The sequence below is a fragment of the Tardiphaga sp. genome (genome assembly GCF_041424195.1).
GTDB lineage: Bacteria > Pseudomonadota > Alphaproteobacteria > Rhizobiales > Xanthobacteraceae > Tardiphaga.
On record NZ_JBGMOE010000010.1, the window covers coordinates 1 to 21828 of the forward strand.

Here is a 21828-nt window from a genome sequence, read left to right on the forward strand (position 1 = left end):
CAAAGGGGTCAAAATTGGACGCCGATCCGGGGTCAAATTTGAACGCCGATTGACATCTTGAGATCGATCCGGGCGCCATCAGAGAGCTCTACTGGCTCCCAACGCGAACGAGTGGCAATACTTCATTGAGGGTGAATCCGAAATGACCGTGTTCCTCGCAGCAGGGAGCAGTGACGGATGAATTTGAGGCGGGCGACGTCGGCTATGTTCCGATGGGCGCGGGGCGCTACATCTGAAACACAGGTAAAGGCTTGCTGCGCGTTCTGGTTGGATTTGCATCTCGATTCTCCGAGGCGCAGACCTTCCCGTTTTGCGGTGTGATGCCCATTGCGACCGTATGCCCCGAGGTGGGTTTATGCGACGAGACGTCCTTAACGCGCGAAACATAGTTAATTCGGGGCGTAGGGACATTAATTCGAGGCGCAGCTACCAAGCTTCAGATCGTCGGGCTCGGTTCTGGCTCTGAACAATATGTGCTGCGGGGCGATTGAAAATCGGGTTCGTTCTTTATCTTCAGCTATCGAAACAACGACCTTGTCGCGATAGAGTCCGTCAATCGTTCATCTGACCACATGATCGGAAGGAAGATCTTTGCAGCGGGATCCTCGCTCACCCCCGAACAGGCCGCGGATCCCGCCGTTGACCTGAAGTCGTGTGCGGCGTAGCAACGCTGAAATCGCCTATGTATCCTCCGTTCCGCGGGATAGAAGCCCTTCGGAAAATGCGCGATGAAGTAAGCAACCGCCATGAACCCCGAGAGAACGAAAGCGGCATACCTGGTTTTTAAACCAATCGGGAACAGGAACCCACCGATCAGCTCAATGACGCCTTCCGGTCAACGGCAATCGTTGTGGCTGCGGTCCCGATCGGGGTTATCTGGCAACCAGCCCGCCGAAGAGAATCCGGACGGCGGCACGCATCCGCTTTTCGTCGGCCTCGACGTCGATCGGACGGCGATAGATGATCGATCTCATCGCGGAGCTGACGACGATGCTGAGATAGGCTTCCGCAGCGGCCGCGCTATCGACTTTGCAGAGCCCCTTTCCGGCCATTTCATCGAACAAATGCTCGACGCGACCGGTCAGCCGCGACCAGCCCTCGCGAAAGGCGAGTTCTCCGAGTTCTGGAAAGCTTGCCGATTGCGCTGCGAGAATGCGGACGACCGCGTTGGCACCCTTGCTCGCGCTGGTTGCAATCAGTTGGCGCCCGAGTTCGACAAGCTGCTTTTCGAACGACGCGACGTTTTTGCCGGTGCGCGTGATTTCGGCCGCAGCGGCGAGCGGGGCTATCCACCGACCGATCTCCCGCTTGAGCACGGCTTCGAAAAGGCCACGCTTGTCCACGTACTGACCGTAGACGGTTGGCTTGCTGACCCGAGCCGCTTCCGCGACGGCGTCGATCGAGGTCGCGTCGAAGCCACGCTCGAGAAAAAGTTCGGTCGCGCAGTCCAGCAGCCGAAGATCGCGTTCGATCGCCGCGGATTTCGTTGGCCGCCCGCCGCGTGACTTCACGGTCTTTTCCGACGCCGTTCGCGGTCGCGCTACCGCAGTCCGAGCCATGAGGCTGCTCCTATGAAACTGATCCGATATCGTAACACCTTCGATCAACGTCCAAAACCTTTCGCTGTGGAGAACCGCCTCATCGACAAATGACGGTTTGCCGTCCGGTCCGATGTTGAGAGGTCGGCCTCATTCTGGCGGCGAGGCGATCATCAGGGCGAGCGCATCAGCGAGCTTCCGCGAGAAGGCGTTGTCCGACCGCGTGCTGGGCAAATCGCCCCGGAACATCCGGCCGACGACATGCCTCAATGATGCTCCAAGCAGCATATCGGCAACCGTCGATGGATCAATGTCGTCCCGGACACGTCCGCGTCTGCGTTCCCCCGATAGATACGAGTTCGTCGCCGCCGATAGGGCTGCAACCGGTGCTTCCCGAAGCAGCCATTCCCGGTGATGGGGAAGAATGCTCACGTCGGCCATCGCCGCGATCAGGGGACCCATGATTCCTTCGTAATAACGCACCGCCGTCGAAGTGATCCGGCGAAGGCCCGCCTCGACGGAATCGGCGGTCCCGGAAATTTCGTCCAGTACGGCGGCGTCCGGAGCGTTTCGCCGCTGCAGCGCATCCAGAATTAGGTCTTCCTTGGTCGGCCAATATTTGAAGATCGTGGCTTCCGACACCGCAGCGAGGTCGGCGAGCTTGCGGGTCGTGATCCGGGCGATGCCGAGGTCGAGGATCGCCCGCTCCGTCGTGCGAACGATAAGGTCCCGCGTAGCGGTCGATTGCGGGCGCCTTCGCACTTCGCGCTGCGGCGGCTTGGCCCTTACTCCCGTCCCCATCACGTCCGGTTGCCCCATGCATGGACGCCGTGCAGGAAGATGTCGACCGACGTCTTGATGCGCTGTGTCATTTCCGGACCGCTCGTCAAGCTCCCGAAATGAGCGTTGAACAGATGGTGCTCAATCGTGAGGCCAAAAAATTGCTCGGCGGCTGTTTGAAGGTCGATGAGCCCCAGATCATTGCTATGTCGTTCGTCTATCCTCTCGATCAGCGCTATCGCCGGTCGCGACGCGGAATCGATGAAAAAGAGGCTGAGGTCGGGCCATCGGTGGCTCTCGGTGATCACTATACGCTGCAGGTCGACCGAGACGGGGTGAAGCCAGCACTGTGCCAGATGTCGCGCGAGGTCTTCGAGCGATGCTCGCAGGTCTCCTTTGCACGCTTCGTGGGTGCGGACCGACTCTTGCCAATGCGCCATACGATGTTCGATCACGGCACGGAAAAGGGCGGTCTTGCCCGCGTACCTGGCATAGATCGTACGTTTCGATGCCTTCGCGATCTCACCGACCAATGCCCGGTCGTAGCCCGCGCGCAGGAACACTTGCGTCGCCGAGCGGGGGATGCGCTCAGCCGTATTTTCCGTCGTCGGAGCGCTCTGTCCGGCCGGATAATTCTCTGGCTGAATTTGCCGTCTCACGATCGGTCTCTTGTTCTCACTTGCGGGCGAGCGAATGCTTCGCTATTTGACAATACCATACCGTTTCGTTTAGTTATGTCAATTCTCACGGAGTGATCGTATTGATGAGCAGAGATTCGTCGCCACGGAATGTCGTCAATAGCGTAGCCTCGGTAGCACCTGCGGTGCCTCGCTGTCCTGTGCCGTTCGCTCTGGTCTTGGCAGTGCTTGGCGTCGGCTGGGCGACGTCCAGCACCGCGACAGCGCAACCCGCCAGCCCGCCACCGCCTGCAGTGGGTATTGTGGTCGCTGCCCCCGTGGCTATTACCGAAACAAACGAGGTCAATGGCCGCATTCAAGCGCTCGGCCGGGTCGAACTGATCGCACGTGTCACCGGTTTTCTGAATGAACGCAGTTTCGGAGAGGGGGCCGACGTCAAGAAGGGCGATTTGCTGTTTCGCTTGGAAAGGCCACCATTCGAAGCCGATACCGAAGCGAAGCGGGCGGCCGTGGCCCAGGCTCAGGCGCAGTTCGACAATGCCGACTTGGCCCTGAAGCGCACCAACGCGCTGCTGCCGACGTCGGCCGTGAGCCAGAGCGCAGCCGACAATGCCACAGCGGCACAAAAGACTGCCGCGGCGCAACTCCGGCTCGCGAAGGCGCAATTGCAGCAGTCGGAAATCAACCTCGATTACACCGAAATCAAAGCGCCGATTGATGGGCGCGTCGGACGTGCGTCCGTCACCGTCGGTAACGTCGTCAGCCCTTCGACCGGAAGTCTGGCAACCGTCGTCAGTCAGGATCCGATGTACGTCACCTTTCCGATCTCCGCGCAACGACTGGTGCATATCTACAAGCAGATCGATGGCGAACAGGGGTTTGACGGGATCCGGATGCGCCTCAAATTTCCGGACGGGCAAATCTACGGGCAGACTGGGAAACTCGATTTCGTCGATATCAACGTTGCGCGCGACACCGACTCGATCGTCATGCGCGGAACGATCGCCAATCCTGCTTTGCCGAGCGGTCGCCGCGAATTGACCAATGACCAGTTGGTCCGGGTCGTGCTGGAATCGGTGCAGACGCATCAGGTCTTGGCCATTCCACGGGCGGCCGTGCTGACCGACCAGCAAGGCGACTATGTGTATGTCGTTGGCGACGGCGATATCGTCCAGCAGCGTCGGCTCAAGCTCGGTCAATCGACGGCACAGAATGCGTCCGTCATCGAGGGGCTGAAGGCTGGCGAGCGCGTGGTGGTCGAGGGAATTCAGCGAGCCCGCCCGAACATCCGCGTCACGGCTGAGCCGGTTGCCGCGCGGCCAACCGAAGGGAAGCCAGTCAAGTGATTTCCTCGGTATTTATCGACCGGCCTCGCTTGGCCATCGTCATCGCCATCGTGATGAGCCTCGCAGGTGGTCTGGCACTGATGCGGATTCCCGTCGCGCAGTTACCCGACATCGTGCCGCCCCAGGTAGAGGTTACCGCCATGTATCCCGGCGCGTCCGCCGAGGTTCTGGAAGCAACCGTCGCCCAACCGATCGAGTCGAAGGTCGTCGGCGTCGATAAAATGCTTTATATGAAAAGCTCCAGCGGCAACGACGGCGCTTATACGCTGACTGTGAGCTTTGCGCTCGGCACAGACGCGGACATCAATACGGTCAACGTCAACAATCGGGTTCAGACCGCGCTGTCCCAGCTTCCGGCCGAAGTTCGGGCGCTGGGCCTGACTGTCCGCAAGAAGTCGTCGTCGATCCTGCAGTTCGTCAACATCTACAGTCCCGAACAGAAGTTCGACACGCTGTTTATGACGAACTATGCGGTCATCAATGTCATGGACGAATTGTCCCGCACGCCTGGTGTCGGACAGGCCTTGTTGTTCGGTCGTATGAACTACTCGATGCGGATCTGGTTCGATATCGACAGGCTGTCGAGCCTCGGCCTGGCACCGTCCGATGTCGTCAAGGCTGTTACCGCCCAAAATACTCAGGCGGCGGTCGGCCGTATCGGCGCGCGGCCGGTACCGGATGATCAGAAATTCCAGATGAACCTGCAAACGCAGGGAAGGCTCACGACACCGGAAGAATTCGGCACCGTGTTGTTGCGGGCAAATCCGGACGGTTCGGTGCTTCGTGTCGGTGATGTCGCTCGGCTGGAACTGGGCGCGCAGAACGAGGACGCAGAGGCGCGGCTCAATGGCAGTCCGGCCATTGGCATCGGCATGTTCCTGGCACCAGGCGCCAACGCGCTCACCACGGCCGCCGCAGTCAACGAAAAGCTGAAGGCGCTGCAGAGCCGATTCCCCGAAGGCATGAAGGCGGGGGTCATCTATGATTCTACCGATTTCGTGCGGGACACGATCGAAGCTGTCGTTCACACACTAATTGAAGCGTTCGTCCTCGTTGCCCTGGTTGTTTTCATCTTTCTGGGTAACCTCCGTGCGACGATCATTCCGATCGTCGCGGTTCCGGTCAGCCTGATCGGCACATTCGGCATGTTGCTGGCGCTCGGCTATTCGGCCAATACTGTCTCGCTCCTCGCTTTGGTTCTCGCGATCGGCATCGTGGTGGATGACGCCATCGTCGTTGTCGAGAACGTCGAGCGTGTCATGGAGGAGGAGCCCGGCCTGTCTCCGGCTGATGCCACCAAGAAGGCGATGGCGCAGGTGACTGCTCCGATCATCGCCATCACGCTCGTCCTGCTGTCCGTGTTCGTGCCGATCGGCTTCATTCCCGGCATCTCGGGCGAGCTGTTCCGCCAGTTTGCCGTGACGATCAGCGTCTCCATGCTGATTTCCGCGATCAACGCCCTGACCCTCTCGCCAGCACTCTGTGCCATTGTATTGCGCCACGGTGCTCCGAAGCGCGGCGTGATGGGATGGCTCAGCAATCGCATCGACGGCATACGTGACACCTATGCCTGGCTGGTCGGCAAGACGCTCCGTTTTTCCGTTATGTCGATCGTCATCGTGATCGTCAGCGGCGTTGGAATTACCGGGCTCGGATCGATCACCCCCACCGGATTTCTGCCCGAGGAAGATCAGGGCGCGTTCTTCGTGAATGTGCAGCTGCCGGATGCCGCATCGGTCTCGAGATCGAGCGAGGTGGTGAGGGAAGTCGAGCAGACCATACAGAAGATGCCGCAGGTGCAGAGCGTAATCTCGATCATCGGCTTTTCGCTCCTCGACAATTTCTCCGCAAGCAACAACGCCTTCATGATCGTCAGGCTCAAGCCCTTTACCGACCGCAAGGCGGTCGCCGACAAAGTGCAAACGCTCGTTGGCGAAACCTTCGTTGCCGTGCAGAAGATTCGTTCGGCGATGATCCTGCCGTTCAATCTGCCGGCCGTGGTCGGTCTTTCGACCAGCGGTGGCTTCGAATACATGCTCGAGTCCCTCGAAGGCGCGGATCCGACGACCCTCGGCGCCGTGACCAACGTTTTGCTCGACAAAGCCAACCAAGATCGGCGTCTGACGCGTGTATTCAGCACCTATGGCGCGAGTTCACCGTCGTTGTTCCTGGACATCGATCGCGAGAAAGCCCAGCAATTGGGCGTGGGCATCAACGAAATTTTTTCCACGCTGCAGAGCACGCTTGGCGGGCTCTACATCAACGACTTCAATCTGTTCGGCAGAACCTGGCAGGTCAATCTGCAAGGCGATGCTTCGGGCCGACGAGACATTCCCGCGCTTTGGGACATCTATGTCCGGAATGCGAGCGGCGGAATGGTCTCCTTGCAGTCCATCGCGAGCCTGCGGACCATTACCGGTCCCGCAGTCATCACGCGCTACAACAACTATCGAGCCGTCACGATCAACGGATCGCCGGCGCCGGGTGTAGCGACCGGCGAGGCCGTCAAGGCGATGGCCGAACTTTCAGCGAGCGTGCTGCCAAGAGGCTTTGGCTACGAATGGACAGGCACGGCCTATCAAGAGCAGAAGGCCCAAGGCCAGACGACGATCATCCTGGGTCTGGCCCTGCTGTTTGCCTATCTTTTTCTCGTCGCACTCTACGAAAGCTGGATCATTCCCGTTCCTGTGTTGCTTTCAGTCTCGGTCGGCGTTCTCGGGGCATTCGTGGGCATCGTGCTGGCCCGCATGACGCTCGACCTGTATGCCCAGATCGGTCTTGTCGTCTTGATCGCGTTGGCGGCCAAGAATAGCATTCTGATCATCGAGTTCGCGAAGGAGCAGCGTGAGGCCGGGCTCAGCATTCGCGAGGCGGCCGAGCTCGGGGCGAAGCTTCGTTTCCGCGCGGTGATGATGACGTCGATCGCGTTCATCCTTGGCCTTGTGCCGCTGGTATGGACGAATGGCGCATCGATGATGGCACGGCAAAACGTCAGTACGCCGGTGTTTGTCGGCATGATTGCTGCGAGCTCGCTCGGCATATTCCTAATCCCCATGCTTTATGTCGCATTCCAGTCCATGCGTGAACGTCTGAAGTCGATGATCGGCAAAAGGCAGAAGCATCATGAGCATACGGAGCGCCCTCATGCATGAGCAAGGGCCCGCAACGGTTCCGCGCGCACGCGCACACCATCAACTTAGCATGCCGCGCTCGGTGTTGGGAAGGCGCGCGGCAGTTTTGGCCTGTGCGAGCCGTCGGGCACATCGTGGTCGTTTTAGTGCTGCGAAGGACTGGCTGAGACTCTCGCTCCTCGGCGGATTGCTCCTCACCTTCAGTTGCCTTCTGTTGATGTCTGATGTTTTGAGGATGGCGGTGGTTGGCGATTCTCCGGGTGTTGCGGCCATGCTCGCTGGCATGACGATAGCGATCTTTTTGATCAAAATTGCAGAAAGGCGCCTCTACCTGGATTGGCTGACTTATGGAGCTTTCGGAATCGGCATCGGATATGCGCTGGTTGCGATATCCACTTATAGCGATAGCTGGTCGCCACTATGTTTGATCGCCCTCATGATTGCGTCCGGGGCAACTCGTCTCTGGATTGGTTTGACGATGCCGTATTGCTCGGGACGCTGGATGCAATCTTCTGGCTATGTGGCGATCATCGGCGCGGCATTCGTGGGCATCGGATACCTGCTGGAAACTCCAATTCGCCCGAACGCCATTGTCGGCGGTGACCTTCTGTTTCAAGGCGTTGCCATTGTTGGCCTCGGGCTGTCTCTCACCGATGCGCGTGGGGCCCAGAAACGATCGTCCTGCTAGGAGCGAAACCCGATGCCGTGGAAATCCATTGCCGTATTCGTCGGCATCAACGCGTTGCCCGACACCGCACTGCGCTATGCTGTGCAACTCGCTGAGCGATATGGAGCGCATTTGATCGGGTTGCATGTCGTGCCACCCGTCGAAGACGGACACCCGGCGGATGGCTTCGCGAGAGGACACGACGCAATCGCCAAGATCATCGCGCGGCAAAAAGCAGAGGAGCGACAGGCGAGAGAAGTGGCGTTGGATGCGTTCACCGCGGCAATCGCTACAAAAGACATTTCCGCAGAATTCCGCATTATCGGTCGAACCGAGGCCAGAAGGAAGCGGTTCTAAACGCTCTCCACGTCGATCTGGTTGTTATCGGCGCTGCCGCAACGATCGTTCTGCCAAGCGGTATGTCCGCCGAGATCTGCTGTTTCTTGCCTCGGGCGTGCCATCTGATCGTGCCGGAAGAATGGAAATTCGACCGCATCGGAGAGCACGTCACGATCGGCTGGAATGCGAGCCAACAAGCGCGGCGAGCGGTGATCGACGCACTTCCGCTGCTGAAGGACGCGATCTCGGTGTCCGTCGTGATTGTCGATCCAGAGACCAATGACAGCCATGGTCAACAGCCGGGCAGCGACATCGCGCGCTATCTTGCTCGACATGGTGCCGCGGTGACAGTCGCGCAAACCGCGTCCAATGGCGAAACGATCGCTAACGCGCTCTTGCGGCAGGCACGAGACTGCGAAAGCGATCTCATCGTGATCGGCGCGTACAGTCACAGCAGGACTGGAGAACTCATTTTCGGTGGCGTGACCCGCTCTCTGACGCGCCACGTCGCGATCCCGACACTCATTGCTCACTAGATGCCAGGTCGCCTATAGCGAGTTTTGTGTATTCAGGAGATCTCTTCGAGCGGGCGGTTCGCGACGATCCTGTTCTGCGGATTGCCCTCGCGATGCACCGTACCTGTAGGCTGCTCCACCAGGCAGAGGCGGTCCAGCAGTCCAAAGAGCCTCGCTCTACGTGAAAGAGACGCCCCATGCAGACGCCGTCGCACCGTCGAATCCTCCACTCAACGCAACGGGTCATCGCTCCGTGACGGACAGAGGCTGCCCTCAGTGCAGGCCAGCCACGGCGTCATCGCCCATCGGGAGGGAATGTCGCCACGCCGAGCCTGTCGCGGCTTTGTTGAACCCGAAGTCGTAGAGGTTTTGCATATAGGCTGTGTCGAACTCCGAACGTTTGTTCGAAGGATAGTCCCGCTCGATATACGACAGGGCGAACGAAAGGCCGTTCTGCTTGGCGAATTCGTAGGTCGAAAAAATGATCGAGCGCGTCTGGCTCTTTGTGACGGAGGAGATACTTCGCGAAGCCACGTCGAGCGACGAATTCCTGACCAGCGTGAATTCCGGCTCGATCTTGTTGTTGACCAGTAGATACATATCGACCTGCGCGTTCCGCGCTGGAGACTGGCGACGGAGCAGGTACTGGTCCGGAAGCGTGAGGATCGGCGCGTTCACGCCTCCGTCGACGTGCATTTCCTGGACGTGCTTCCCGCCTGCCTCCGCTTGGATCAGCATCGGCGGGAAGATCAGCGGGAGACTGGCGGATGCCGTCATGACGTCCTGGGCCAGTTCGAGAGCGGCCGGTGTGGCGACCGATGCGATTCTGCCCATGTCCCAAATCGCAGTCCGCTGCGTGTCCAGATCGGTGGTGACTATGTAAAGGCGTCGTCCCTTGGGGTGCTCGCGGGCGATCTCCCGTAATACATCTGCATCGACATATCGGCAGACGAGGCTGCGTAGCCGTGTATTGCCGGCAAGACCGGCGCCGAAAACGGCGCGTAGCAGATTCGAGTCGTCCAGCAGGCTTTCCGCGATTCCGCTGGTGTAGACTTCCCGGAGCACGCCATCATAGGCTGGGCCCAGGAAGGCGAAAGGAGCGATCAAGCCGCCGGTGCTGACGCCGGAGACGATCGAGAATGACGGCCGGTTTCCTGTTGCGGTCCATCCGTTGAGCACACCGACGCCGTAGGCGCCGTCAGCGCCTCCGCCGGATAAAGCGAGATAGCTCACACGCGGTCCTGCCAGCGGCGTGTCTGCGAAGCGCGAAAGCGGATCGTCCGCGTACCGACGCAGATCGCGGAGACCGAGGACAGTGGATGAGCGCGCTTCCTGTTCTGTGTAGGGTATGCGCGCGACCGACGCGCAGGCGGCAAGTGCCAGGCAAAGACCTGCCGCGATGCAGGCACGAAACGAAATGCTGGTCGTGCGGGATCCGGATGATGGATCGTTCGACGGTCGTCGACGGAAGGGCATGATATTGGCGGGCGGTGGATGAAGTGTCGCGCAAGTCGTGGGCGCTTAGTTTTAAACTAAACGAAATCGTATTGTTATGCAATGCCTTTCGATCCGCAGGATCTCCCGGGCCGCGCCAACCCGGTGAAGAGTGGCAACGACAATCCGGCACCGGCGAAAGTAGTGTCTTCGTCAGCCGCCCGATCATCTTGAATGTGCGTTTACGAAACGCGTCGTCGCGGTGAGTTAACGTCCGAGGAGCCGGCGGGCCCTGCCGAGCGCCATCAGCGGAAAGTAATGACGGTACAGATCGTAGCGGAGCATGAAGGCGCGAGAGAGCTCGGGCCCTTGGCTCAGTCGTTCATGTAATCGGGGGTCATCGAGTTTGATCGATTGTCCGACGCCGTATCCGGGAAAGCCGGTGCCGGTGAACTGTGGTTCGTCCCAGGTGCCATCCTTTTGCTGCTCGACGAGATATCGGCACCCGCGCTCGATCGCCGGATAGTCCGACTCGCGGTCAGCTGCGATCAGCCCCATCAGCGCCCAAGCCGTCTGGGATGCTGTCGTGTCTCCGAGTCCTGCAAGTTCGGGCTGCATGTATGACGCGCAGCTTTCGCCCCAGCCGCCATTTGATTGCTGATGGTCGATTAGCCAGTCGCAGGCCCGCTGGATTTCCAGTCGCGACATATCTTCGCCGATAGCCGCAAGCGCCGGCAGTACGGCGCCGGTTCCGTAGATGTAGTTGACGCCCCAACGGCCGAACCACGGCCCTTCCGGCTCCTGATGAGCGTATACGAAGGCCAGCGCCTTCCGCATTGCCTCGTCTTCCCGAGAAATACCGAGTTTAGCGAATGCCTCGATGACGTGCGCGGTGACATCGACCGATGGCGGATCGAGGGCTTCGCCGAAATCGCAGAACGGAATCTTGGTGAGAACGGCACGGTCGTTGTTGCGGTCGAAGGCGGCCCAACCGCCGCCTTCGCACTGCATCGCGCGCAACCATTGCGAGGCGCGAGCGATCGCGCCCTCGATGCCGCGGCCACGCCATTTCTTTTCGAATCTGAATGGAGCCAGCGCTATCAGGGCCACGGCGGTATCGTCGATGTCGGGATAGTGGTCATTCGCATATTCGAATGCCCATCCCCCGGGCGTCACGTCGGGAAGATTCACAGACCAATCCCCGGGGATATTGACTTGTCGATCAAGCAGCCAGCCCAGAGCGTCGTCCGTTTCTTCCGGATAGAGGCGAACGCAGCCGGCATCTTCGAACGCCATGACCGTCAACATCGTGTCCCAAACGGGGCTGTTGGTCGCCTGAATCCATGTGGCGTCTTCGCGGTCGACCCGCCAGCCGGGCGCGTCCAGGCAGGCGAGGCCTCTAGCCATCGCCTGGTGATCGTGTCCGTAGTCTTCGATATGCAACGCGATCAGACCGTAGAGCCAGGGCGGCTGTATGCCTCCCCAGCCACCATCCGCGTCCTGATGCTCGAGAATCCAGATAGTAACGTCGCGGATCGCTGCCTGCCGCATTTTCCGCGGGGGCAAACCGGCAGCGAGCAAGCGGTGCAGGGTTCTGTCGATGGCCCTGAACAACCTGTCCCAGAGCCCGGCACCGGGTTTGACCGGCAGATCGTAGTCGAAGGTCGTCCGTCCCTCGGGGAATAGTTCGTCGAGACGCCGCTCGAATGGAAGAGGTCGCACGGGGCGTTTGGCGCATAGGATCGTCAGGGGCATCATGGTCGCGCGCGCCCACTGAGCGAAGTTGTAGATGGAGAAGGGAAACCAGGTTGGCAGCCAGATCACTTCCGGTGGAAGGTTGGGGGTCTTCTCCCAGGGCCACTCGCCGATGAGGGCGAGCCAATAGCGCGTGAAGACGCGTACTTGTCCCAGCCCTCCCTTGCTCAGGATCCATTCCCGCGCGCGGCGCATTCGCTCGTCGTCCACGGAAATGCCTAGAGAGCGCAGGGCCGCGTAGGCTTCAACCGTGGTGTTGATGTCGCCGCTGGGCGCACCGTAATAGACCTGCCAGGATCCATCCATCCGCTGCGTCTGGAGGAGCGCGGCGCCGAGGCGCGGGCGCAGCGGATGGTGGTCGAGGCCAAGAACCCACAGACCGAGACACCACTGCGCTTCCATACAAGCGTTGGACTCGACAGCGCCCACCCAGTGCCCGTCCGGACGTTGTCGGTCGATCGACCACCGCGCAGCGGCATCGATGGCTTGCCGCAACCAAGGAACGGTCGCCGTGCTATCGGATTCGGATTCCATGACGATATTGCTCATGCATTCTATCGGATAGGACTTCGCCGTGCGGCGAGGTCCCTTGTTACCTGATCGTGACGGGTGGTCGTGCCGTCTGGCGTCGCGTCATGGCTCGCTCTATGGGATCGCTCATGCTGCTGCCTTTTCGGCGCTCCGCTTCTCCCGTCGGATCGATGGATATCTGCTTGAGATAACCTTCGAAAACGACCACCACGAGAATGACGACCCTGCCGTGAGACTGGTCCAGCGAAGCGCTCACCGCACGGCCGGAGCCATATGTTTCCCCGATCGAAATCGCCTCCGACAGTTTGAGGCCCAGGCGTTTGAATCGGGAGACCTTTAAACGGTCTTCCTCCGAAGAGTTGGGCAGCGCAGGACTTTGCGCCACCGCCTTGGACGAAGCATCGATGAGTACATCGATGAAGTGTCCCTTGAACTCGGCGGTCGCACGATAGACCGGACGGTCGTTCTGGACGTCGAAGCCGACGTCAACGATCGTGGCGTCGTCGAGCATGGCTTCGGCAGCTTCGGTGGCAGCCTTGGCGGATACCGTGGTGGTTTCGAAATGACGCAAGCAATTTTCGATGTCGGCGATTGCCGCACGGTCTGAGGGTGGCGACCCGCCGTCCGGAACTGCTGCCATGACGCAACTCCCGGACAACAGGAGGGCTGCCGACAGAAGTGCCGTGCGCCGCGCGTAACGAGGCGATGCACCGACGGACGAGCAAGCGGGGCGGGATTTGAGGTCTGCGGCCATGGCGTGTCCCGGAAAAAAAGGTGCGACCGGTCCGGACAGGGCGAATGGACCGGTCGCGACGCGCACCAGGAGGAGGACCGGTTAGCGCGCCTAGTCTGTCTTGCGTGGTTCGGGCCGAATACCGGAAAACCCGCTGTCGGATAACATAACAATACGGTATCGTTTAATTTTTGTCAAAGAACTTGTCGGCCTCTCGGAACGAATGGCAGGTATTCTCAACTGCGGGAACGATCATCAGTATTTTTCAGTTGACTTTCTAACGACACGATGTCGTGTCGTTCTTGAGCCGGGCCGGCCAATGATGGCGGCCGCGATGGATGCGGGGTTGATAAGGTCGGTCGACCTGACAACGGCGCCGGGATTTCTTGACCTGCTACTCGAGACCGATTCGGAACGTCATGCAGCACGAAACGAGATATTGCGTGCGTCCGGGGAACGGGGTTCTCGGCGCGTGGCGGCAATTACCGGCGATGCGGGGTGATCTGACGGAGCCCGATCAATGCCCAGGAGCCGCCCGTGAAAATGGTGGCGCAGACGCTGGCTCGGAAGGATTTGGCTATCTTCTTCGATGCGACTGAGGCGTCCGACGAAACGCTCGACTTCGCCGCCAGGATGGCCGCGGCCGGGTCGGCGAGGTTGCTGGACTGCTGGACATCTTCGTCGCGCGAGACCCTTTGGCTTGCGAATGCTATGCGCGCGCGGGGGGGGGGCGATTGCCTCCATGCTCCGGACCTCCGCGCTTCGCGAGCAGCGGCGGGCTGCGGAACATCGCGGCACATTGCTCGACGCGGCCGCTAAATATGATGCCAAGTCCGCGTTCCGGATCGTCCCTAACGGCCTGGAAGCCGGGAGCCGCATGCTGTCCGCCGCTCTTCTTTCGGACTTGGCGATCGCGAGTTCAGTTTGGCCGAATTGTCCAACGGCTGGTCCGTCGAGAAGTTCATGTGGTTCAGCGGCGTCCCGCGCCTTGTCGATCTGCGGGGATGGCGGGGAGGAGTTGCTGCACGGCGGCGCGTCACGGAACGCTGAGGCTACGCATGCAGCCACGCGCCCATGCCGGTGCTGACGCCGTCAACGCTGTAAAGCAGGCGAACGGATTTGGCATGCAGCAGCGGTGCGAAATCTCAGCCCAATTGATCGAGTTGATAGATTGAATTGTCCGATCCAGATTATTTGCGGGAATAAGGAAAGTCCGGAATTCGTTCGTCAAACCCTTGTGTTCAGCGATGCACTCTCACGGAAAAATAGAGGAGGCGTGGCCGAAATCTATCCCGACCTCAATCATTTTGAGATCGCTCATCAAATGGGGCGTGAGGGAAAAATTTCGAGTTGTCGATGGGGCAGATCGTCTGAGTCATACTCTACTCAGGTTGGCAGCGAAACATCACCGGAGAGATGAGATATTGTCATCGGTCGCAAGGCAGCGTTTCCAGCTCGGTTCTGATAGCAGCGGCACAATCGCCGATATTTCACTTCGTGGTCGTGATGTAGGGCAGTACCGACATCCCCGCACGCATCAGTTCGTGACCTTGCTGATCTGGATCGAGCGTGATGCGCACGGGCAAGCGTTGCGCGACCTTGGTAAAGTTCCCAGTGGCATTCTGTGGCGCAATGCTGCTGTAAGTCGCGCCGCCGGCGGGACCGATGCTATCGACCTTTCCCTCGAAGCTTAGGCCGGGGAGCGCGTCCACAGTGATCTCGACGACTTGTCCTGGTGCAATGCGTGCGAGCTGAGATTCGCGGAAATTGGCCTCGACGTAGAGTTGATCGAGCGGAACGATTGAAAGCATGATTTGGCCGGGTGTCGCGTAATTGCCAACGCGAGCATTGAAGTGACCGACCGTACCGGAAATCGGAGCGCTGATTTTGGTGTGCGACAATGCGAGCCGGGCGCTTTTGAGGGATGCTTCAGCTTGCGAGATGTCCGCGAGAGCTCCCTCGAGTTGTCCCTGCAAGACTTCGAGATTGCCGCGTGCCGCGTCGAAGGATGCCTCAGCGCCGAGGACTGAAGCATTCGCGCCAGCTAAAGCGGAGATAGCCTGATCGAAGACTTTTTGAGCCACCGTCTGTCGTTCCACAAGGTGTCTGGTTCGCGCTTCGTCAGTCTGTGCAAACGCTTGTGTGGCTTTCGCCGACGCGACAGCAGCTTCCTGCTGCGCGATCGTTGCCGTTTGAACCGCCTTCATCCCTTCCAAGGTCTTCGCTCGTGCCCGGGCTGCAGTAAGTGCTGCCTCTGATGCATCTATTGCAATCCGCTGATTTCGGTCGTCGAGGACGACCAACAAATCACCCTTGGTGACCTTACGGTTCTCATGGGTCAGCACCTGCTCGATGGTTCCGTTCGCTTGGGCGGCGACGTTTGTAAAGTCGGCAACGAGCCTTGCATCGTTGGTTGATTGCACGGCGGCTTTCGACTCCGGTTGATTGAAATAAATGCCGACAGCAACTGCTGTCGCAAGGAGGCCGCTGAAGATCAGATAGTTTCGCATTAGGTGGAGACCACATTTGGGGGGAGAGGTAGAGAAGGTGCAGGAACGTATTTGAAAAGGGCCGCTGCAAGCGCGATGGCGAGCGCGATCGTTCCAAGCACAGCGTAGACGTCCGATGTGGTGAGTGCCGAGACTTGCACCGCGATCGCGCGTGCCAGAGAGACGGCCGGAGCACCATGCGGGAGCGTGCCGGCGATGGCACCGTACCGGTCGATAATCACCGAGGAATGGAAGTGATCTCGTACGAGTTCAATTCGCCCAACGACCGCCGCACCGATGATAGTCCCGAGCACACGCAAGGTGTTGACCAGACCAGCGATAAATGGACCTTCTATCGGCTGCACCACGCTTGTCGAAAGGAAAAGCATTGACACGACAGTCAAGGGCTGCCCGATTGCCTGCAGCACCTGAAGCGTCACAAAGTCATGCCACGTCCATGTCGGATCGATTCGCGTACCGCCAAAGCAGGCGGCCGCGACCACCAGCATGCCGATAGCGAACGTCGCGCGGGCATCGATCCATTTGCGATAAAGCAGGAGCGCCACGAGTGATCCAAACAGCAACTGTGGTGCGCCGATAATGAGACCGAGCGGTGCGCTCTCTAATGCGTGGTATCCTTGAGCAGACGCGAGAAAGCTCATCGGCACTGAAGCGCCGGAGGAAAACACGACGAGAATCATCACGAAGCAGGTGAACGCGACCTGTATATTGCGACGTCCGAGTAGCTGAAATCTGATGAACGGTGCGGGGTGGTTCCATTCTGATTTGATATAGGCAAGGAGAAACATCCCTCCGGCGGTGAGGCTGACATTAATCGTCGGAGAGTTGAACCAGTCGAGACGGTTGCCTTGACCAAGAGCTACACCGAGAAGGAACAGGCCCGGCACGCCCGTTGCGATCCCAAACCAGTTGATGCCCTGAAAACGCTGCCAATGGATCGGTTCTTTCGGAAGTCCCCAACCCACGAGTATGGTGCAAATCACCCCAGTTGGCACGAACTGCCACGAGACCCAGTTCACGTTTTCCAGAGTATCCAGCCAATAACCTGCGAGCCAGATCGCGACGTTTGGTGAAAATGTTGCCGTGAGAGCATAGAGAGCCAAACCGTGCAGGCGAATTGACATCGGCAGAAAGCGTAGCGCCATCATCATGAGAAGTGGAACGAGCGCGCCCGCCGTGACCCCCTGCAACGTTCGCAGAGCAACGAGTAGCGGCAGACTGACGACAAAGGGCGCAATGGCGGCGATGACAGCTGTCGCCCAAAGCATGCCCAGATAGAAACGACGGACTGTAAACGTGATCGCGAAGCAAGTCGCGAAAGGCATGATCAGCAGTTCGCCCGCAGAATAACAGACGTTGATCCAGGACGCCTCGTCACTGCCAAAACCATAGGTCCCGCGAATGTCAGCAAGCGCAAGGCCACTCAGTCGGCTATTCAGTCCAGCCATCATGGCGGACAACCAGATGCCGAAAAGCGCCACGGCGATTTTCAAGGGCACGCTGGCCGGCGGGCCTGGCTGCATGGGAGATTGTGTGGATACGGCTTGCTGCGCGGTCGGCGGTGGCGCTTTAGCGGGCTTGTCGCGTGACATTCAGTTTCTCGGCGGATTTGAAGGCTGGTAATAGTCGTTACCGCTTCCAATCCGACTGATACGGTAATAACCATTACCAAGCAAGAGTAATGTGGAATGGTAAGATAAGGCGAATGACTCTGGACGAGGATCCACGTCGGAAAGCGCTGCTTGATGCAGCGGCCGAACTGTTTTTCAAACAGGGCTACGCAGACACGAGTGTTGACGACATCATTGCCCGCGCCGGAGGATCGAAGAGAGCGATCTACGCCTTTTTCGGCAACAAGCAGGGATTGTTCGAGGCGCTTCTGCGAGAGAACGCCCAGAGCATGTTCGACGGACTCGAACCGGGTACCACAGAGACGTCAAATTTGTCGTCGAGCCTGATCTCTTTCGCCGAGAGGCTTTTAACACTTTTGTCGCAACCACGCGCCATCGCTGCTTTCCGGGTTGCCGTCGGAGAGCTTCCTCGCATTCCTGTGCTTGCGGCTATCTTTAACGAGATGGGGCCCGAGCGTGGGCTGACATGGCTGACGGACGTTCTTGAGAAGGCCCATGATCGCGGTGAAATCGACATTGATGATCCAAGGGAGGCTGCTGGCCAGTTCCTCGGTTTGGTAAGGGGCAACGATTATTTCGAGATTATTCTGGGCCTGAGAAGTCCGCCGTCTGCGGAACGGGTTGCGCAGCAAGCTCGCGCGGCATGCGGACTCTTCCTGAAAGCCGTCAGAGCCTGAAAACCCGGACTTTACCATGAACGACGCTGACAGCATTGAGATACCCGAGGGGGCGTTCGCCAGAAAGATCATCCATGTCGATATGGACGCTTTCTTCGCTTCCGTCGAACAGCGAGATCGGGCGGAACTCAGAGGCAGGCCGATCTACGTCGGAGGACCTCGCCTCCACAGCATTGTCGCGGCCGCAAGCTATGAAGCGCGTAGCTTCGGCGTCAAGGGCGGAATGTTCTCGAACGAAGCTGTTCGACTGTGCCCAGACATCGTGTTCGTTGAGCCGCGACTAGATGTCTATGAAAGAGTATCGGCCGAGATCCACTCCATTTTAGCTGAGTACACCTCTGTCATTGAACCGCTGTTTCTCGATGAAGCTTGGTTGGATGTTACTGTGCACCGGACGGCTATGACCTCAGCAACTGAAATCGCGACTGACATCCGAAACAAAATTGAAGATAGGCTCGGCCTGCCATCGTCGGCCGGCGTAAGTTACAATAAGTTCCTCGCCAAAATGGCGACGGGAAGAGGAAAGCCGAACGGGCAGTTCGTCATTCCGCCGGCGCGGGGAGCGGAATTTGTCACTTCTCTCCCGATCGGCAAGTTTCATGGGATTGGTGAGGCCACGGCATCCAAAATGGCGACACTCGGAATTAACACGGGTGCCGATCTGCAGGCCGCAAGCCTCGCGACGCTAACATCTAATTTCGGCAAGCTCGGGCATCTCTATTTCTGGCTTGGCCGGGGCATCGACCAGCGACCCGTCGTCCACGAGCGGATTCGCAAATCGTTTGGACGCGAGAGCACATTGCCGAACAGAATAGCCAATCTCAAGGATGCCAGTGCGCAAATCCGCCCGATCATCGATCGCGTTTGGATCGATTTATGTGAGGAAGGCCGAAAGGGGCGGACGCTCTCGGTCAAGTTGAAGTTTGACGATTTTACGCAAGTTACTCGTAGCACCACGTCAGCGCGAATGTTCAATTCCGTGGATGAAATTCACCGATGCGCGGACGAACTTCTCGCTTCGATGTTTCCGAGCGGTCGAGACAACAGGCTTCTTGGGGCGACGATTAGTTCCCTAGACGATCTTTCCCTCGATACTGCGAGTGGTCAACTCGCGCTGGGCTTTAATTGATGTTTTCAACAGTGACATTACCGCTCGATTGCCAGCGTCGTCTCTGGAGCTTCGGTGATCTCGGATGGATCGGTCCAGTGCCGTCTCACAGGGGCAGAGGACGGCGAGCATCGGCAGATGCACAGGTGTGCCCCAAATTATACTAGTATTTTAATAGTAAGCTGACTAGTAACCACTAGTTACTCTAGTTCTGGCTAGTTCGGGTTTTGATGCCTAGGTCTTGCGTCATGACCTTGGATCTCAAGCGGCTTCGTGCCGACGCCGCAAAATTACAGACCACGCAATCGAAGCGCGTATCCATGCGCGAGACGACCGGGACCACCAAGGCGATACGCGCTGCTCTTCCGGAAATCTACAAGCTGCGCGATCAAAAAACTGAGTGGTCCGTCATCGCGGCTGCCTTGGCCGCCCAAGGCGTCGTCCAGGGCAAGGACCGGACTCCGCTGACCACGAACCGGCTGACGGCGCTTGTTCGTCAGATCGAACATCAGGCTGAGAAACGGCAAGCCAAGCAATTGAACAAGAAGGGCTCGATGGCACGGCCACGCAAAAATGCATTGCAAATTAGGCATCTATCCCTGTCACCCGATTTGAAGGCAGATACGCGTGCGGCCGATGAGCGGCCGTCTCAGAGCGAAGACGAGATCCGGCGTCTTGCCTTTGAGCGCGTTCAACGGATGACAGAGAAAGACTAGTACCATGCCGCGTATCCTTTTTAGCAGCCAGGAGAAGGGCGGAGTCGGCAAGACCCTCATCGTCCGCGCACTCGCCGAAGCAGTCGAGGGCGCGCCCATCATTGAAATCGATGCCAGCCACCGGCTTCTCGAACTCGAGGCGCGGGTCAGCTTCTTTCAGATGCGTGCCGACCGCGAGGCAATCGAGCGAACCGGGGGCCGTGCCGCCCGTGCCGAGTTCGATGCCGTGCTTGAGGCTCTGTCGAAAGCGACGCTGCCGACGATCGTCGATGTGGGCGCCAATACCTCGGTCTCGTTGTTCACGATGTTGGCCGATGTCGCGCCCGAACTCGCCGCCGAATTCGCGGTGTGCGTGGTCGTGACCAATGAGCCCGGTGCTATGGTCGAGACGCCCCGACTCCTCGCTCTTGCGAAGCCCTGGACTGCGGCGCGGTTCGTTGTGGAGAACCGGCTTCATGGCAATGTCGACCCAAAATGGCTCAAGGCCAAGGCGGGCGACGCCACCGTGAGTTCGCTGGAGGCCCAGTCGCTGGAGGACGGCGCGGAGGGCTATCTCCAGGCTGGCGGACTCGCGATCGTGGATCAGCTGAACCCGAATAAACTGCGCGAAGCGCACGGGATCGGGCCTGGTCTTCGCATTCGGCGTGATCTCGCAAAGTTCCGGCTGGAAGCGATGCGCGCGGTCAAACCCGCGGCTGAGTGGCTGGTGGGGTGACTCAAATGGCAAAGCCCTCGAAGATGCTGAATGCGAGCTATGAGAAGGCCGAGGCGGTAGCGACAGCCTCGGCCGAGGCCGTCGCGCAGGCCAGCAAGAAGAGGCTGTCGGCGCTCCTCGCTCTATCGCGTCAAGAAAGGTTCGACCATCTGCAGGACCCTCTGCTGACGCCTGCCGACGTATTGGCGTTGACGCAGTCGTTACGCACGGCGACGACACCGAAAATCCATCAGCCGGTTTTGCCGAAGCTCAGACGGTGGGGGCGCCGTCTAAATTTCCGCTTCCTTATTTCGCCGGCAATGATTGCATTGGTTGTTATGACCACCGCATACGCGGCCCTTGTCTGGTCCCGTACACCGACAAAGGTGACGGTGACGAAGACGGTTCAAGTGTCGTTATGGTACCCCGACCGCGGATGGGTTTTAGGATTCTTGGACCCTGGCATTCCCTGGTCGCTCATCCGCACTGAGGGGGATCAGGCGATTATCCGAAGCTGGGTGCCGCCAGCCGGATATCAGGAATTCGGCATACCGGCTTCGATCGTCAAACAGGCGCTCTGATCGTCGGGTACTATCGATCCTTTCGGAGGGCTCTCTGCGGATTTGATCCGCGCGCTGGCCCAACGGTTATCGAGAGGTCGTTCGGACGCCGGCCGGCTAAGAGCCAAGAGCAACTGAAAATGCGCGGGCCTGATGAGCATAGCGCCTGCGCTACCATCACGAAATGGGGACTGACCGATCGTCGTCTGTTAATCCAAGACCTATTCGTGACGGGCCTCCTCAACACCTAACGGATTGCGATGAGATGTTACGCGCGTCGGCACAGAAGGATCTGTCACCCCGTTCGCATAAATAGCATACTTGCGATGGTCAAAACCAATACGAAAGCCAAGCGAGGCGAAACCGCGTCCAAAGTCCTATAATCGCTGCCATCGAGTTGAGACCAAACGCGGCGTAGGCTTGCAACAAGCTGAGTATAGAGCATGGCTACCGCTCTCCGTTACGCATCAGCCTGCGGCCAGCGCAGTTTTCCGCGGCCGACGCGCAAGGCTTCCACCAGCCTGG

At 59.1% G+C, this 21828-nt stretch carries 19 protein-coding genes and 1 pseudogene; 11 read left to right on the forward strand and 9 right to left on the reverse strand.

All coding sequences use genetic code 11. The features are described 5' to 3' along the window. The first annotated feature begins 509 nt into the window (after positions 1-509). Positions 510-665: an oxidoreductase C-terminal domain-containing protein gene (locus ACEK02_RS01325; protein ID WP_371420030.1), complete on the forward strand. Its 156-nt coding sequence runs from the start codon at positions 510-512 to the stop codon at positions 663-665. Between the two features lie 68 nt (positions 666-733). On the opposite strand, the pseudogene ACEK02_RS01330 reads toward ACEK02_RS01325, so the two are convergent. The 4 genes and pseudogenes from ACEK02_RS01330 to ACEK02_RS01345 all read right to left on the reverse strand — a co-directional run. After that, a pseudogene (locus ACEK02_RS01330) lies at positions 734-823 on the reverse strand (DoxX family membrane protein); the annotation flags it as partial. Between the two features lie 49 nt (positions 824-872). Further along, positions 873-1559: a TetR/AcrR family transcriptional regulator gene (locus tag ACEK02_RS01335; RefSeq protein ID WP_371420012.1), complete on the reverse strand. Its 687-nt coding sequence runs from the start codon at positions 1557-1559 to the stop codon at positions 873-875. 129 nt (positions 1560-1688) lie between these two features. Further along, positions 1689-2357 carry a TetR/AcrR family transcriptional regulator gene (locus tag ACEK02_RS01340; protein ID WP_371420013.1) on the reverse strand — a complete coding sequence of 223 codons (669 nt, stop codon included), beginning with the start codon at positions 2355-2357 and terminating at the stop codon, positions 1689-1691. Next, positions 2339-2977, reverse strand: a complete 639-nt coding sequence (locus tag ACEK02_RS01345; RefSeq protein WP_371420014.1) for a TetR/AcrR family transcriptional regulator — start codon at positions 2975-2977, stop codon at positions 2339-2341. Before ACEK02_RS01345 ends, ACEK02_RS01340 begins: the two co-directional genes overlap by 19 nt. A 104-nt stretch (positions 2978-3081) precedes the next feature. Between ACEK02_RS01345 and ACEK02_RS01350 the strand changes: the two genes are divergently transcribed. The 5 genes from ACEK02_RS01350 to ACEK02_RS01370 all read left to right on the forward strand — a co-directional run bounded on the left by ACEK02_RS01350 (position 3082) and on the right by ACEK02_RS01370 (position 8975). Beyond that, a complete protein-coding gene (locus ACEK02_RS01350; RefSeq protein WP_371420015.1) occupies positions 3082-4302 on the forward strand; it encodes an efflux RND transporter periplasmic adaptor subunit in 1221 nt (406 codons plus the stop codon). Continuing rightward, positions 4299-7454, forward strand: a complete 3156-nt coding sequence (locus tag ACEK02_RS01355) for an efflux RND transporter permease subunit (protein WP_371420016.1) — start codon at positions 4299-4301, stop codon at positions 7452-7454. The genes ACEK02_RS01350 and ACEK02_RS01355 overlap by 4 nt, the downstream gene beginning before the upstream one ends. Beyond that, entirely contained in the window at positions 7447-8121 is a 675-nt protein-coding gene (locus tag ACEK02_RS01360) for a hypothetical protein (RefSeq protein ID WP_371420017.1), read from the forward strand. The genes ACEK02_RS01355 and ACEK02_RS01360 overlap by 8 nt, the downstream gene beginning before the upstream one ends. A 12-nt stretch (positions 8122-8133) precedes the next feature. After that, on the forward strand, positions 8134-8457 hold the full coding sequence (locus ACEK02_RS01365) for a universal stress protein (protein ID WP_371420018.1): 324 nt from the start codon (positions 8134-8136) through the stop codon (positions 8455-8457). A gap of 62 nt (positions 8458-8519) precedes the next feature. Then, positions 8520-8975 carry a universal stress protein gene (locus tag ACEK02_RS01370; RefSeq protein WP_371420019.1) on the forward strand — a complete coding sequence of 152 codons (456 nt, stop codon included), beginning with the start codon at positions 8520-8522 and terminating at the stop codon, positions 8973-8975. 252 nt (positions 8976-9227) lie between these two features. Here the strand turns inward: ACEK02_RS01370 and ACEK02_RS01375 are convergent, their stop codons facing one another. The 5 genes from ACEK02_RS01375 to ACEK02_RS01395 form a co-directional block, all read right to left on the reverse strand. Next, positions 9228-10430, reverse strand: a complete 1203-nt coding sequence (locus tag ACEK02_RS01375) for a patatin-like phospholipase family protein (protein WP_371420020.1) — start codon at positions 10428-10430, stop codon at positions 9228-9230. Positions 10431-10655: 225 nt separating this feature from the next. Further along, a complete protein-coding gene (gene shc, locus ACEK02_RS01380; protein ID WP_371420021.1) occupies positions 10656-12692 on the reverse strand; it encodes a squalene--hopene cyclase in 2037 nt (678 codons plus the stop codon). Positions 12693-12735: 43 nt separating this feature from the next. After that, positions 12736-13428: a hypothetical protein gene (locus tag ACEK02_RS01385; protein ID WP_371420022.1), complete on the reverse strand. Its 693-nt coding sequence runs from the start codon at positions 13426-13428 to the stop codon at positions 12736-12738. Positions 13429-14897: 1469 nt separating this feature from the next. After that, positions 14898-15917 (reverse strand): HlyD family secretion protein, encoded by a 1020-nt coding sequence (locus ACEK02_RS01390; protein WP_371420023.1) that lies wholly within the window; start codon positions 15915-15917, stop codon positions 14898-14900. After that, positions 15917-17509: an MFS transporter gene (locus ACEK02_RS01395; RefSeq protein WP_371420024.1), complete on the reverse strand. Its 1593-nt coding sequence runs from the start codon at positions 17507-17509 to the stop codon at positions 15917-15919. Before ACEK02_RS01395 ends, ACEK02_RS01390 begins: the two co-directional genes overlap by 1 nt. 113 nt (positions 17510-17622) lie before the next feature. Between ACEK02_RS01395 and ACEK02_RS01400 the strand changes: the two genes are divergently transcribed. The 5 genes from ACEK02_RS01400 to ACEK02_RS01420 all read left to right on the forward strand — a co-directional run bounded on the left by ACEK02_RS01400 (position 17623) and on the right by ACEK02_RS01420 (position 21324). Next, positions 17623-18225, forward strand: coding sequence for a TetR/AcrR family transcriptional regulator C-terminal domain-containing protein (locus ACEK02_RS01400; protein WP_371420025.1), 603 nt, complete (start codon positions 17623-17625; stop codon positions 18223-18225). A 16-nt stretch (positions 18226-18241) separates the two neighbouring features. After that, positions 18242-19354 (forward strand): DNA polymerase IV, encoded by a 1113-nt coding sequence (gene dinB / locus ACEK02_RS01405; RefSeq protein WP_371420026.1) that lies wholly within the window; start codon positions 18242-18244, stop codon positions 19352-19354. A 227-nt stretch (positions 19355-19581) separates the two neighbouring features. Then, a complete protein-coding gene (locus tag ACEK02_RS01410; protein ID WP_371420027.1) occupies positions 19582-20049 on the forward strand; it encodes a hypothetical protein in 468 nt (155 codons plus the stop codon). A gap of 4 nt (positions 20050-20053) precedes the next feature. Then, entirely contained in the window at positions 20054-20764 is a 711-nt protein-coding gene (locus ACEK02_RS01415) for a hypothetical protein (RefSeq protein ID WP_371420028.1), read from the forward strand. Between the two features lie 5 nt (positions 20765-20769). Then, positions 20770-21324, forward strand: a complete 555-nt coding sequence (locus ACEK02_RS01420) for a hypothetical protein (protein WP_371420029.1) — start codon at positions 20770-20772, stop codon at positions 21322-21324. The last annotated feature ends 504 nt before the right edge of the window (positions 21325-21828 follow it).